Below are 14,136 nucleotides of genomic sequence, written 5' to 3'. Positions count from 1 at the left end.
CGGTCGACTTGCTTTGCAAACTTGCGTTCCAACCACCCCAAGCAATTGGCAAGCCAACCTTCTGATAAAACGGAGACGTGTTTCGCAAAACACAGTGCGAAACGATAATTTCCGTAGAAGGGTATGGGATGGGCGGGCGCTACTTCTTCAAGCTACTCCTTACGCAGCAGCAGCCAGGGAGAATGTTCAAATACCGACAAGTCGATTCGCATCGTCTCGCCCTCCATCGTCACCGGCACCGTGGCGCGAGTGTCTGACGGAGGATAAAAAGCCCTGAAATTCGTGACGCCATTAATGCCAATGGTTCCGCGTGGCACCTGGTAGTCATAGTGACTGCGCTTGCCTGGACGAAACGCGGCATCCCCAACAAAACTCAATAGGAGATGTCGCGAATGTTCCAGGCCGCTGCCGTCAAGGCTTTGTAAGATGACCGCACCGTGACTATCTGTCTGCGTCACCTGAAGAGGCCCGCTAGTCACACCGTCAGAGGTCGATAGATCGCCGCCGATCGCGACAACGTTTGGCGCGTGAAGCGTCAACTGGCCTTTCTGCCAGTTTCGGCAAATCCTATTGCCCTGCGAACAGTGGGATGCCGAGCGGCGGAAGTTAGTAGCGGTGGCAAGGTCCAGATCATCCGCCTGAATCGTGTCGGCCGCCGCCACCGAGGTAAAGCGTTGCCCCAGCCAGGGCAATATCTCCTGATAGGGCAGGTCAACGGAGAATGGACGGGATTCTGTCAGCTCTCGCAAGAGCGGCGCTGACGCCGGCGTTACTTTCTGACCAAAAAAAGTCTCCGGGTCGAGTGATACACGGACTGGCGGTTCCGCAGAGCGCACTTGCTGCGCGCGAAAAATGCGCGCGGCGGCTGGCATTACACCCATCATGATCGGGTCATTGAACGATGACCATTGGTTCGCCCGAAAGGGTGCATCCAGATTCACCTGCGAATAGCCATAGAGCATCACCGCGTCCCAACTGTGCAAGGCGCCAAGACTTGCGATCCACAACGCCGATGCCGCTCGATCTGGCGTACCGGGCTTCTGCATATTCCATTCAGAAACGGTGACGGGTTTGCCAGTCACTTGTGCTGCACCAATCCAGTGGACAAACGCATGATCTTTGGCGGGATTGCTACGCAGGCCACTAGTGTCCCCGTAGGTGTGTACATCGACCACATCGCCATCCGTGAGAGATGGCAGCCCGGCGAGGCTCATTTTGCCCCAATAGTTAGTGGTCGCGATCAGCGCTTTTACCCCGCTCTTTCGCAGCGCCGTGATCATATACTGGTTAAACTCGTGCTCCACCTGGTTCAGGAATATCTTCGAATCGCCCCAGCGCCAGGTCTGAATCGCTCGTGCGGGCTCTATATCCAATGGCGGTGACAGAGCTTGTGCTGATGATCGGAGTTTCTGGAAATACTGCGGCCGGTTTCGGTCTTTCAGTAGCGCATTGCCGAAATGGTGGGTCACATCATTTTCATTGGTGAGTAACAAAAATGCGATGGCGGGATCATCGGCGTAGCGCAATCCGGTAAAAGGATTGGTTCGCAGAAGCAGCTTTTTCGACAAGTCCAGCATTCTGGCTTGAATCGCTGGATTGAAATAATTAAAGCCCTTTAGCTGACCGCGGCCCCGTTTATTCAGGGTCTCATCGAACAAGGGGATTGAATCCCCTTCTGCAAAGGTATGGCCAACATTCAGGTCGAGCCAGACATAGATACCCTGCTTTTTCAGCTGATAAATCCAGTAGTCGAGTTTCTTGAGGGAATCCGGATTCAACCTTACGGTATCGACTTCGGGTGAAGCGAAGATGTTGGGCGCTACCCACTCCGAATCGAGATGATGCAGCCGCACCAAATTGAAGCCCAGCGATGCAAGACGGTGCGCGTGACGTGCGATGGTCTCATCGGAAGACTGAAATACCGCTCTTGCCTGGAGATTAATACCCCAGAAGCGTGCGGGTGAGCCATCCGAAAATGTCAGATTACTGCCTTCGGCCCGCACGAAGCCATATTTCCCCGCCGGCTTGTGATTCATGTCCAGTACAGCACTGCCCTGTGGCCATGGCAGGGCGTCGGCCTTTGCGAGACTGGCTGCGCAAAACATCAGTGCAATGAACAGGCGGAGACCGTGAAAGTACATCGGCGTTTGCATAAACCTCGATAGACACTGTGTCTGCCGAAACAAAATCGGTATGCCAGACATGAGCAGAAAATCCAGGCTTAATCTGAAATAGGGTTGCGGCTTGTATGTGCTTCAGTTGCCGCAAATAGCGGCATAGCCGAATCACTGGGCTGACATGAAAGACTACCAAATTTCGTATTTCGGCTGTGCAGAATTGGGCGCCAAACTGACCGCGTTGTGCCAACTTATTTGGTGCATAAAGGATAAGAAGCCCTGAGGAAAATTTTTATCAAATAGCCACTCAGGTTTTGTAGTAAAAAATGATTGAATATTGGAAAATAGCCATTCGATAACAAAAGCATCTTCAAGGATTGAATGCACACTTATGGATGAGTATGCCCTATCCGATGTTCAGGCGGATAAGAAACACAATATCAATCATGTTAGTCGTCCGAAACCGGCGTATGCGGCACAGGATTACCGTCTCCCGGACTTTTTTCTAATCGGTGCGATGAAGGCCGGCTCTTCGAGCCTGTATCGATTTCTCGAGCAACACCCGGCAATCCATCTGTCAAATCCCAAGGAGCCCGAATATTTTTCTCATCACTATGGTAACGATGAGGAAAAGAACTGGTATCTCTCCCTGTTTGCGGATGCTAAAGACGGTCAGCTATGCGGAGATTGTTCGACCGGATATTCGAGGAACTTTGACTCTGGGAGCGTCGCCAGGCGCATTGCCACGGATATCCCACACGCAAAAATCCTGTATCTCCTGCGTCATCCGGTAGACCGCGCCTGGTCACACTACCGCCATCGGATGAATGAATGGGCCGCAGAAGGCAACGCACCGCTACCCTTCTACGAAGCCGTGAAGGATATGCCGGACATCCTGGAAGCGAGCAAGTACTCTGAATATATCAAGGAATACCTGCGCTATTTCGATCGGTCCCAGCTGAAGATCATTATCCTCGACGAAATGTTAAGAGATGCGGAGAGTACATCCGACGAGATAGATGCGTTTCTCGATCTCGAGCCTCAAGCTGACCGCAGCTTTACCAGGGAAAACCCGTCGGGGGATCTCTCGGTCAGAAGAAAAGTCAATCGCATGACCAAGCGACTGGAAGGTAATCGCTTTGTTCGCGTGTTAAGCAAGGCGTTACCTGGTGCATTGAAGTCGTTTATCCGACAAAAGATCCTTGGCGCCGAGTGGTTCCGTTCAGTCATTTCACTCTTCACCAGAAAGGCGGAAATTAACCAGAGAATGGACGCCGACATGCGCCGGCAGCTCCTCGATTACTTCGAACCCTATAATGAAGAGCTGGCGAAATTTCTCGGCCGCCGGTTACCGGAAGAGTGGCATTACTAGGCATTGGCTAGCTGCTAGCTGCTAGCTACTAGCTGCGCAACTGGTGTTTCTCGTTGGACGACAACCTCAAGGGAGACACCATTACTGGCCAATCACTCGCTGTAATGGTTCGTATAAGAAGTACAGCCAGATCGCCATTGGCGCAGTGAACGCGATCGAATCCAGCAAGTACAGCCGCTGCGGAAAATGCCGATAGGTGCTCAGCGCGGTCAGGATGCCACCGAGGAGCTGCGCATAGCCAATGCCCAGCAGCATGCCGGCGGCATCTCCCGCGGTATAACCCACGGCGATCCCCACTGCCAGCGCAACCGACTGGATGGCGCGAACCCGAAACAAGCCTCTAGAATCCGCTTTGGCCTTGAATATGGGCATATAACAGTTGGCCACAACGATCCCCATGGATCCTGCCGCGACCACCGCCAATAGCGGAGCCACCGCCGAATAGGTGTCGGTATAGATCAATGCAACAAGAAAGTCGGCTGCGGTAATCAGTACCGAGAGTCCGGTTACTGCAGCAAGCAGGATTACCACGCGAATCTTTAGTGCCAGGACGTTCAGCGCCTGGTGGGAGCGGTGTTTTGCCAATACCGGGAATAGCCACTTCTCACCGAGCGTCGCACACACGCCGGATACCAGTAGCCCCACGTTGGACGCGATCGCAAAGAAGCCGAGTGTAGAAGCAACAAGCACAAAGCTGGTTGCCAATTTGTGCCCCTCCCGAGTTGCCCAGGTAAGTATGGTCGCAGGAAGTATCCATTTGCCGTAGGAGAAGACGGTGCGCACCGCTGTTCGATCGAGGGTAAGCCGGTTGGCGATGCCCTTGCCAAACAAATGACTGCACCCAACAAATAGCAATGCCGCGACGACATCTGCCCAGAGAATTGACAACGCGCTCGGCCACAAATAGCAAAAAATGACAGAAAAAATCAGTGCACTAAAGCGCTTCAGGAGCAGGAGCAGCGACGGGAGAAACAGTTTTAATTCTTTCTCCATCTGGTAAATTTTGGTCGAACTAAAGCCGGAAACCAGTGAAATGAGAGCCGCAATCCACAGTGCTTCGCGCAGCTCATGATTACCTGGATACAGCGTTTCAATAAACAGCGAGCTGCCCGCAATGATCCCCGCAATCAATACATGCTGCAAAATCATCAGCGTCCAAACCGTATTGACGTAGGCGCTGTCCGCCTTACCGCGGATGTGATTGATGACGCTACCGCGAAGGCCAACTTCCGAGCATAGGGTCACCAATGCAGCAATGGTGGTCACAATCAGAATTTGTCCAAACGCCTCGGGCGCGAGCAAGCGCGTCAGGATAATGGTCGACAGAATTCGAATAGCAATCTGTCCACCATGGTTGGCAAGTACAAAGAGAAGGCCCGAGAGCTCGGGTTTCCTCAGCGTATGCGCAATGCGCTCGAAAGAGAGCTCGCTCGCGTAACGGGTAACTTGTCCAATCATAACTATCTACAGTCTTCTCACAGTAAACACCATCGTTACGAGTTCTGTATCGCGGGTGCCTGGCCGACCTCGCCGCTTGTCTTTTTGCTGCGCTGGTTCCGGTAATGGATGATCGGCACTTCGAGCAGCCGCCAGGACAAATACCCCATCAATAGTGAGCCGCCAAACAAGCCTATTGCCCAGGCTGTCGAGCCGTAATCCGGTGTAAAACCAAAATAATTGGCAAGATAACGCAGGATGTGCGGCGTAAACGCGTGGTAGAGATAAACGCTATAGCTGATTTTTCCCACGAAACGCAGGAAAGTGAGATCAAAGAGTCTGCCAGGAAGGTTCTGTTTGTTAAGAGACGCATTGAACAACAGATAGCAAATGCAAATGGCAAATGGCAAATCAAATAGCGCGAGGGTAATCCGCTGGCCCACGCCTGCATAGAAGAAGGCAGCAAAAATACCCATAAATGTAATGGAAGCAATCACTGCGGACTTGATGAACCATGTCGGCACACGATCAGATCCTGCGTAGCGATGCTTGTACATGGCCAATAGGGAGCCGGCCATCAGGGTGTCCAGATTGGCCGGCAGTACAAACAGGTTCTGGTGTGGATAGGTTGGGTCCCCAATGTAAAGCCAATAGCAGCGCCAAAGTGGTGCTACCAGGGCCAGAGCCGTCACCGTGATTACCAGCGGTTTGCCGCGTATCAGAAAAACCACAAACGGGAACAGGAGATAGAACTGTTCCTGTAAAGACAGTGACCACAAGTGGGCGGTAGGTGCATAGCGCAGGCCAGAGTCGCTACCAATATCTGCGAATCGCACGGCATCAAAGTTCGACACGAAGAGTGCATGCCACGCCCAGACATCGGAGAAGTTATCAAAATCAAACAGCAGTACAAGGCCAAGGGCAAAGAAATAGACCGGATAGAGTCGGATACTTTTGCGCACAAAGAATGACGAAAAGGATTCCCATACTGTCGACTTATTGTCGATGATTTTGGCCTGCGCTTTGAGCATCATTCCTGTGATTAAAAATCCGGAAATCACGAAGAATGTGCGTACGCCCACCCCGCGCCATGGAAAATTATCCGCAATGACTGCCAGTTGTGCGCCGAGGCCGAAATGGCTCATCAGCACCAGCAAGATGGCGACACCGCGGATGCCCTCCAGCTGAGTAATAAAACCCGATTTTGCGTTCACGATCGCTATCCTTTGCCCGTCTATGCGCGGCAGAGTGCATTATTGTTATAGTTACAGCATTTCTCTCGAAAGAACCTCGACGATCTCTTCCACATTGCCATCAAGCAGAATGCCCGTGTGGGTGCCAGGGATGCTGTGAATTGCGAGCTCCTGGCAGATACTGGCCCAGCCTAGGTGACGGTCATTGCGCTCGAAAATTTCCCGCTTCCTGTCCCTGGCGTTGAACAGGATAATTTTCCCTTCGAAATAAGAGCAGTGGTATGCCGCCAGGGCTTTTTCCCGGACTGATGCCCGCGGGTCTGGTACAGCTGCGGGTGCCATGTCGTCGATCAAGTCCGGGTTCGCCACGTCAATATTTTGCTGTCGCGCCGCTTGTTTCCCCGTCAATGCGAGCGCCTTCCGCAGAATACGCCGTGGTAGTGACAGGTTGCTTCGATAGCCGGGTGCCCAGGTATCAAATAGAGCAACGAACGGTACCGCCTCACCCTCCTGCATCAGTGTGCGGGCCACTTCGATGGCAATGATTCCCCCAAATGAGGCGCCACAGAGGTAGTAGGGTCCGAAAGGCTGTGCCTCCCGGATGGCAGCGGTATACCGTTTTACGATGTGCGCCATCGATGTGATGGTCGAATGTGCCGGGTCATTTGAATCGCCGGTAATAATGGCGCTCTCCTCCGGCAGCGTGACCCCGGCTACCGCACGATGCGCTGGCATCTTGGCGGCAAGGTCCCGATACTGGAGCACGCCATTGCAGCAGAATAGCGTTGGTGCACCGACCGAACCGTCTTTGATGATCGTCACTTCGGACTCATCGCTATCTTCCAGAGCATCAATGGCGCGTGCGAGCGCCCTAATGTTGCGATTGTTCAACAACAAGGTGATCGGCAACGTGCGACCCAGTATTTCGCTCGCAGCCGCCATGGACCGCACCGCTTTGAGGGAGTTACCACCGAGGTCAAAAAAGTCGTCGAGTACAGAAATGTCGGACAGTTGAAATAGCTCGCACCAAAGCGTGTGCAATAGCGCTTCTGTTTCCGTCTCGGGTCCCACAGACGCGGCTGTACGGCGTAGCCGGTTTTCCTCCGACGGCTGCGGGAGATTTTTCCGGTCTACCTTGCCATTGTGGTTCAGCGGCATTCGGTCCAGCCCAACCAAAACAGACGGCACCATATAATCCGGCAAGGTTTTCTGTAGGGCAGATTGGATCTCGGAAGGATCGAGTGTTTCCCCGGAGAACACCAGGTAGGCGATTAACTGACTATGGTTTTGGCCTTCCTTGCAGTCTCCTACCACGACACAGTCTTTAACGCCGGGCAGCGCCTTCACCGTGGATTCAATCTCGGTGAGCTCGATACGAATACCATCGATCTGCACCTGAAAATCATTCCTGCCAAGGAGCTCGATATTGCCCTGGGCATCAAAGCGGCCGATATCGCCGATGGCAAAAAACCGTTTTCCATCAATCTGATGAAATTTTTCCCGATTGGCTTTTTCGTTGCCAATATAGCCGATGACCAGTCCTTCGCCGGAAAAGTACAGCTCGCCGGAAGTGCCAGAGGGGACCGGGTTGCGGTGTGCATCCAGTATCCGCACTTCCATATTTGGATGGGGCTTGCCGACTTTGGTGCGCCCTACCGGTTGCTCACGCTTTACTGGGAAGGTACACCCCATGCAGCTGATTTCGCTGGAACCATAGTTCACATAAATCTCTGCGATTGGAAACGCCGCCTTGGCAGCTTCCAGTACCTCCGGTGGCACCATGTCGCCGCCGGTCAGCAGTACCCGAATCTGAGCGGTTGCGGAACCACGATCACTCGCTGCCATGCGATCAATCAGGGCGCGTAACAAGGTGGGCACACAGTGCAGTACCGTTGATGACTGCAGCGCATCAATCAATGGATCGAGTGCCATGATTTCGGGCTTGGTCATCAAACGCACCGACCCGCCCAGAACCAACGCCGCCATAAATTCATACATACTGATGCTGAACGTATTGCGGGCTATCGCCACGAAACGATCATCGCCGGTATATCCATAGCGGTGTACGGCAGCGAATACACTCTGGGTAAAGTTCTGGTGTTTGGCGAGGATGCCCTTCGGCACTCCGGTTGTACCGGAGGTAAAGAAGACATGGGAAGGGATATCAATTGTCGAACAGAATTCCGGGTTCTCAAAGGTGTGCGTCTCGGCGAGGCTGATAATGCCATCGACTTCGAGCAAAGCGGTGTCAATTTCAGACGCGATTGGCCGGGTCTGAGCATCCACCAGCGTAAACCGCATCGACACCTGTCCCGCCATTGACGCCAATCTTGCACCCGGGAACCCCGGATCCAGAGGTACATAGATACCGCCGGCCTTGTGGATGGCGATCAATGATGCAATGACGCCAACGGAAGGTTCCAGCAACACGCCGACGAAATCACCGGGTGTGAGGCCCTTGTCGATCAACTGGTGAGCAATTCCATTGGCCAGGTTGTTCAGCTGTGCGAACGTATATGCTGCGTCGACGCAACGAATTGCCGGTCGGTCACCCTGCGTTTCGGCATGTTCCTCGACATAGCGATAGGCGGGTTTGTCGATCTGAAACCGAGAGTGCGGCTGTCCCCACTGGATCTGCCGCTCGACTTCGCCCTGCGGCACCATCGGCACGGTAAAAGGATCCGGCTGTCTGCCAGAGGCTTCCCACTGGCGAATAAGCTCATGGGTATACCGCGATACTGGATGTTGTGTTTTATCTGTTGAATTGGCATCAAGCGCTATCCAGGACAGCTCCTTAGAAAACGAATTCCAGTAAAGGCAGGCATGATCATTGGGAGACAGGTCCGCCGTTGCGCCCGCGATCCACGTCGCCAGGTCAGGACCGGTATCAATAATCAGGCGCAGACCGGGCAGGGTATGCAGGTTTTCAGCAGAATCGCTGTTCCCTTTGCCGCGTTCACAGGCCGTCCGAATCGCTTCCGCGGCCGCACTAAATCCACCCGGCTCTGCTGAAACCGTTAGCGCCTCAACAGACCCAACGGATTCATGGCGTGTTGGATTCCCGGCAAACTGACATCGCACCATCAGACTCGACAGGTTAAATAGCCGCAGTGTTGCGATACTGGCCAGCGCCACATACTCGGCCACGTCACGACTTGGCTCGGTGCGTTGCGTGAATAATCGGTCGAGATCCGCCGCAATCAGTGCGCAGGGCTGACCCGGTACACGGACGGTCTCTTGCTCGCCAGAACGCGCATCAACTGCGTTGGCGCGGTTGCTGGTCGTGTCGGATGCGTCACCGGCGATGGTTTCAGTATCGTCAAAGGAAGTCATTTATTGGCCATGAAAGCCTGCGCAGCCGCAGGGGAATACTATCCAATGCGGTTGCAACCACAGGCGCATAAAGGTTGAGGTTGATCAGCTGCCGACAAGAGCAGATAGCAACACGGCACCCGTCAAACAGGACGCGTGCCATCAAAACTATGCGTTCAGCGGGTGATTAGTTGGCAACCAGAGCCTCTTCGCGAGCTTCGCCTTCATGCTCGGCCGGTGTCCCCTGTTCTTTGGGTAGCGGCTGCACAACGGGCGCCCAATCCTGTGGCATATGGGAGAAGTCAGTGAGGGTCGAGGTGTCCCCGGAATTACGGGCATCCTCGATACGCTGATAGAAGTTTTTCCCGGTATTTTGCGGCACATCGGTGTTAACTGCGCGATTATCGCTACCGCTGCGCGGACGTTCGACATACTCGGGGAATGACATTTCGGCCGCATCTTGCTCCGCGTAGCCTTTGCCAAACAGCTGCTTGAGCACGCCGAATCCATCGTTGCTGACCAATTCGCGGCCACGCAGATTTACGCCCATTGACGTAGCGCGCGTGACGAAATTCACCAGATTATCGGTATCGAACGCAATGTGCTGAACGCTGTGATCACCATGTCGATCGACAAACGCAGTGACCTGGCTCTTTTTGGTGCGATCAATGCCTTCGACCAAAACGATACCGAATGAAGAAAAGTCGATACACCACAGCTTCATGCTGCTTTCCGGATCTTCCGGACGGACGTCGTCAATTCTTTTTGTCAGACGACCACCCTCAATCTCGATGTGGTACCAGCCCCATTTTTCGATCATGCCGGAGGCAACGGCATAAGCAATATGATCGACACGATTAACCTTGGACATCCCTATCTATCCCCCAAAAAAAGAAAATTCCATTTCACTTTTTAACGCAAAAAAATTGCGCCTTTTTTAGAAATACCATGCAGATTCCACAGCGTCAATCGAGCAATTCTATGTTTTTAAACTGTATGACTTTGTAATCTTCGCGTAATGACAGGAGAAATGTTTTAAGCGCCACGCCAAGATTTTTTCCCTGGACGGCGCAATTTTCAACCCGGTCGCGGTGTAACAGAACGTAAGTCGATTTTTCTCAGTCCTTCAAAAAATGTCTGGCACAATTTGTGCGTGATCTAGTTCGAGTCGCAGGAACAAGACTCGATGAATAGGATGCGGCTATTGGCGTAAATGTTTTTCAAAGACCGCTGGGCACGTGATTCGACATGCCGGCGCGTAAACATTCGATACGATAATTTCGACGACGAAATTGTGGAGTGGGTACGGAAAACAGTTGATTTAGCGCACATAAATAGCGCAATATCGCGCCCCAGGCTTCACGCAGGGTACGGGATTTCCCTGCACAAAAGTTCTGGACTGTCATAAAAATCAACGCAATTTGGACGCGTATACCTTGGGGATTCCAAGGGGGGCAAAGTGGAACAGGGATGGATTCGAAGCCATCAGCGGGGTATTACCACGCTGTATCGGCTTCTTGATTTGCTATTGATTCTGGGCGCACTGCTTGCAGTTCTTGCATGGTTCGGTGCGGACTTATCCAAAGACTGGCTGATCGCGCTTCTGGCGGCAGTACTTGGCTTCGCCTTTATGTCGGAGTCGGTGGAACTGTATCGCTCGTGGCGGGGCGAGACCTACCTCAAAATTCTGGGCACCACCGTCGTGGCCTGGGTTTCAGTCTGTATTTTCCTACTCGCGGTCGACTACCTGATCAAAGACTACGGTGGTTTCCCGCGTGAGATTGTCCTGTTGTGGTTTCTTGCCACACTGGTGCTACTGGCCAGCTGGCGCTTTGTGCTGAGACAGCTGCTGTTTGCCATTCGCAGTCGCAACAGGAATACACGTTCAGCGGTGATCATCGGTGCAAACCGGGCCGGTGCCGCCTTGCGTCGCGACTTGTTGACCAACCCGCATCTCGGCATTCGCTGCAACGGCTTTTATCGGGTACCCGATACAGACGAGTTGGCCCTGATTGAAGGGGATATCCGCGAATCTGAAGTGCTGGGTAACGTTGAGGACGCCGTCGAGGAAGCGCGCAAAGGCGAATGCGACCTGGTCTACATCGCCCTGCCGATGCAGGAAGAAAAGAAGATCGCGGAAATCCTGGCGCAGCTCGGTGACAGCACCGCGACTGTTCATCTGGTGCCGAACTTCTTCGTGTCCAACATGTTGCATGCGCGCTTCCACAGCGTGGGCAGCAGCAACCTCCTGAGTGTGTATGACACGCCGATCCAGGGCATCAACGGCTGGATCAAGCGGATGGAAGACCTGGTGCTTGCCTCGGTGATTCTTACGCTGATCTCTCCACTGCTGGTTGTCATCGCTGCGGCGGTCAAACTGACCTCCGAAGGTCCGATCATTTTCAAACAGCGTCGTTATGGCCTGGATGGCCGGACAATCTATGTGTGGAAATTCCGCTCGATGACCACGCAGGATGATGGCGACAAAGTGGTGCAGGCCAAGTCCAATGACAAGCGCATTACACCGGTCGGCGCCTTCCTGCGGCGTACGTCGCTCGATGAGCTGCCGCAGTTCTTCAATGTCATGCAGGGGCATATGTCTATCGTTGGGCCGCGACCTCATGCGGTTGCTCACAACGAGGAATATCGCTCGCTGGTGAACGGCTATATGTTGCGCCACAAGGTCAAGCCGGGGATCACTGGCTGGGCGCAGGTAAACGGCTGGCGCGGCGAGACCGATACCGTGGATAAGATGAGCAAAAGGGTCGAGCACGATCTCGACTATATCCGCCGCTGGTCTGTGTTGCTGGATCTGCGCATTGTATTTATGACGATTTTTCGAGGATTCACCGGCAAGAATGCCTACTGAACCAGAGCAGGGGTCAAGCTCCAGGTCAGTCCATAACAACAAAGAGCCGTGACGTATAAGACGATGAACAACAAGCTTTCGAACGCAATACGACTCGCTGCTGCGGGCTCCCTCTCGGTGAGCCTCCCGGCGGTCGCCGAAATCAATCTGGGTGGGGACCTGGTGCTGGCATCGGATGTTTCGATCGACACCGTCTACGACAGCAATATTTTCAGCCGCTCCACCAGTCTCGAAAGTGCCTGGTTGGCAGTGGTGTCGCCTTCTGTGGCGTTGCGCTCAGAGGGCGAGCAGACCAGTGCGGAGCTCTCTTACCAGATGTTTCACGGTGAGTATCTGGATATTGATCTGCCGGAGTACACCGACCACGACCTGCTCGCGGCTGCGCGTTGGTCACCGGTCAGTTACCTGAGTGCCGGTGTCAGTGCGGGTTATCAGGATTTACATGAGGATCTCGGTTTTGCCGCGATCCGCGACGGTGATCGCGCGCCTGGCAGCGTGGGTCTCGTCGAGACCGCGCCGTCCAAGCATCGCAGCATGGGGGGCGACGTTCGCCTTGGCAGTAATGCATCACCGCTGCAGCTCGAACTCGCGGTCAGCCAGCAGGACGATGATTTTGCCGATGATTTCAGGGACGTGGAATGGACGGGCTACAGTGCGTTGCTCGACTTTCGCGTTGGCGCGCGTAAGTCGATATTGCTCGAAGCGCGCAATAACGACATCGAATATCGCGAGCAGTCCGCGCTGTCGCGCGGTGTCGACAGTACCGAAACGGTACTGCTGCTGGGGTACGAATGGGAGGGTGCCAAAACCCGCGCTTCGATCAAGGCTGGCCGGCTCGACAAAGACTTTGGCGATCAACCGGGCTCCGATTATGAGGGCACCCAGTGGGAAGTGGCACTGAGCTGGTCGCCAAAAAGTTATAGCCGCTTCTCGTTGTTTAGTTCGCGCACACCGCGGGAAACCATCACCAGCGATACCGGTTCCTTTATAGAGCAGACCATGCACACCGTCGCCTGGACGCAGGACTGGACTAGCGCGCTGCAGAGCTCCGTGGCCTACAGCCTGTCAGACAGTGAATTTGTGGGCGAGGGCACCTCTGGCTCAAATACCAGAACCAGCGCACAGGTCAGTTATCGCTGGAGTCCGCAAACGCGGATTGCGTTTGCCGTCTCCACATTGGAGACCGATGCAATCACGGGGATTGATTCCATAGAACGTACACAGGCAACGCTGGGTATCACCCTGTCGTTGTAAGCGATACGGCGCAGAGAGAGTTATGAAGCAACGCACGCATTCAATGGACATAATCGGTCGGCGCACCCTGCTGGTATTGCTGCTAGCGGTAATGCCGCTCTGCGGCTTCGCTTTTGAGGGGGACCAGTATCGTCTTGGTGCGGGTGATCGGATTCAGGTGCAGGTATACGGCGAAGCGGACCTGAGCCTGAGTTTTTCGCTGGGCGACAGCGGCACGATTAATTATCCCTTTCTTGGCCAGATTTCTGTCAGCGGACTGACGCTGTCTGAGCTTGAGCAGAAAATCACTTCCGGATTGAAAGGTGATTATCTCATCAATCCGAGTGTGCACGCCTCTGTGGTGGAGTATCGACCCTTCTTTATTTACGGCGAGGTGCAGGTGCCGGGTGGTTATCCGTACCAGCCCGGTTTGACCGTGGGCAAGGCTGCAGCCATTGCCCAGGGTTTTACGGAACGTGCTTCAAAAAGCAAGATCTATGTTGTACGCGAAGGCAGTACTACGAATAACAAGTTGCGCGCAGATCTGAATACCCTGTTGCAACCAGGTGACATGATCACGGTCGAGCAGGGATTCTTTTAGGA

Annotated in this window: 9 protein-coding genes; 4 read left to right on the top strand and 5 right to left on the bottom strand. The window is 53.9% G+C overall.

The window, feature by feature from the left end:
• Positions 1 to 152: 152 nt before the first annotated feature.
• Positions 153 to 2,141, bottom strand: coding sequence for a glycoside hydrolase 5 family protein (locus tag ACXAD0_RS01995; RefSeq protein WP_475086668.1), 1,989 nt, complete (start codon positions 2,139 to 2,141; stop codon positions 153 to 155).
• Between the two features lie 367 nt (positions 2,142 to 2,508).
• On the opposite strand from ACXAD0_RS01995, the gene ACXAD0_RS01990 reads away from it, so the two are divergent.
• Positions 2,509 to 3,489, top strand: coding sequence for a sulfotransferase domain-containing protein (locus tag ACXAD0_RS01990; RefSeq protein ID WP_475086667.1), 981 nt, complete (start codon positions 2,509 to 2,511; stop codon positions 3,487 to 3,489).
• An 81-nt stretch (positions 3,490 to 3,570) separates the two neighbouring features.
• On the opposite strand, the gene ACXAD0_RS01985 is transcribed toward ACXAD0_RS01990, so the two are convergent.
• The 4 genes from ACXAD0_RS01985 to ACXAD0_RS01970 form a co-directional block, all read right to left on the bottom strand.
• Positions 3,571 to 4,947, bottom strand: a complete 1,377-nt coding sequence (locus ACXAD0_RS01985) for an oligosaccharide flippase family protein (RefSeq protein ID WP_475086666.1) — start codon at positions 4,945 to 4,947, stop codon at positions 3,571 to 3,573.
• Between the two features lie 35 nt (positions 4,948 to 4,982).
• Entirely contained in the window at positions 4,983 to 6,140 is a 1,158-nt protein-coding gene (locus tag ACXAD0_RS01980) for an acyltransferase family protein (RefSeq protein WP_475086665.1), read from the bottom strand.
• Between the two features lie 51 nt (positions 6,141 to 6,191).
• The gene (locus ACXAD0_RS01975; RefSeq protein WP_475086664.1) at positions 6,192 to 9,452 is read right to left on the bottom strand and encodes an AMP-binding protein; all 3,261 of its coding nucleotides are present in this window, start codon (positions 9,450 to 9,452) and stop codon (positions 6,192 to 6,194) included.
• Positions 9,453 to 9,618: 166 nt separating this feature from the next.
• The gene (locus ACXAD0_RS01970; protein WP_475086663.1) at positions 9,619 to 10,302 is read right to left on the bottom strand and encodes a VOC family protein; all 684 of its coding nucleotides are present in this window, start codon (positions 10,300 to 10,302) and stop codon (positions 9,619 to 9,621) included.
• A gap of 588 nt (positions 10,303 to 10,890) precedes the next feature.
• Here ACXAD0_RS01970 and ACXAD0_RS01965 point away from each other — a divergent pair.
• The 3 genes from ACXAD0_RS01965 to ACXAD0_RS01955 all read left to right on the top strand — a co-directional run bounded on the left by ACXAD0_RS01965 (position 10,891) and on the right by ACXAD0_RS01955 (position 14,134).
• The gene (locus ACXAD0_RS01965; protein WP_475086662.1) at positions 10,891 to 12,300 is read left to right on the top strand and encodes an undecaprenyl-phosphate glucose phosphotransferase; all 1,410 of its coding nucleotides are present in this window, start codon (positions 10,891 to 10,893) and stop codon (positions 12,298 to 12,300) included.
• A 63-nt stretch (positions 12,301 to 12,363) separates the two neighbouring features.
• Positions 12,364 to 13,554 carry an outer membrane beta-barrel protein gene (locus tag ACXAD0_RS01960; RefSeq protein WP_475086661.1) on the top strand — a complete coding sequence of 397 codons (1,191 nt, stop codon included), beginning with the start codon at positions 12,364 to 12,366 and terminating at the stop codon, positions 13,552 to 13,554.
• 22 nt (positions 13,555 to 13,576) lie between these two features.
• Entirely contained in the window at positions 13,577 to 14,134 is a 558-nt protein-coding gene (locus tag ACXAD0_RS01955) for a polysaccharide biosynthesis/export family protein (protein WP_475086660.1), read from the top strand.
• Positions 14,135 to 14,136 lie beyond the last annotated feature (2 nt).

It is taken from the genome of Microbulbifer sp. ABF4_148, assembly GCF_056158985.1.
This window is presented reverse-complemented; position numbering and strand designations above follow the sequence as displayed.

Excerpts from the sequence above, each read along its gene's own strand:
- ACXAD0_RS01995 (WP_475086668.1), bottom strand. The coding sequence starts at position 2,141 with ATGTACTTTCACGGTCTCCGCCTGTTCATTGCACTGATGTTTTGCGCA.
- ACXAD0_RS01990 (WP_475086667.1), top strand. The coding sequence starts at position 2,509 with ATGGATGAGTATGCCCTATCCGATGTTCAGGCGGATAAGAAACACAAT.
- ACXAD0_RS01985 (WP_475086666.1), bottom strand. The coding sequence starts at position 4,947 with ATGATTGGACAAGTTACCCGTTACGCGAGCGAGCTCTCTTTCGAGCGC.
- ACXAD0_RS01975 (WP_475086664.1), bottom strand. The coding sequence starts at position 9,452 with ATGACTTCCTTTGACGATACTGAAACCATCGCCGGTGACGCATCCGAC.
- ACXAD0_RS01970 (WP_475086663.1), bottom strand. The coding sequence starts at position 10,302 with ATGTCCAAGGTTAATCGTGTCGATCATATTGCTTATGCCGTTGCCTCC.
- ACXAD0_RS01960 (WP_475086661.1), top strand. The coding sequence starts at position 12,364 with ATGAACAACAAGCTTTCGAACGCAATACGACTCGCTGCTGCGGGCTCC.
- ACXAD0_RS01955 (WP_475086660.1), top strand. The coding sequence starts at position 13,577 with ATGAAGCAACGCACGCATTCAATGGACATAATCGGTCGGCGCACCCTG.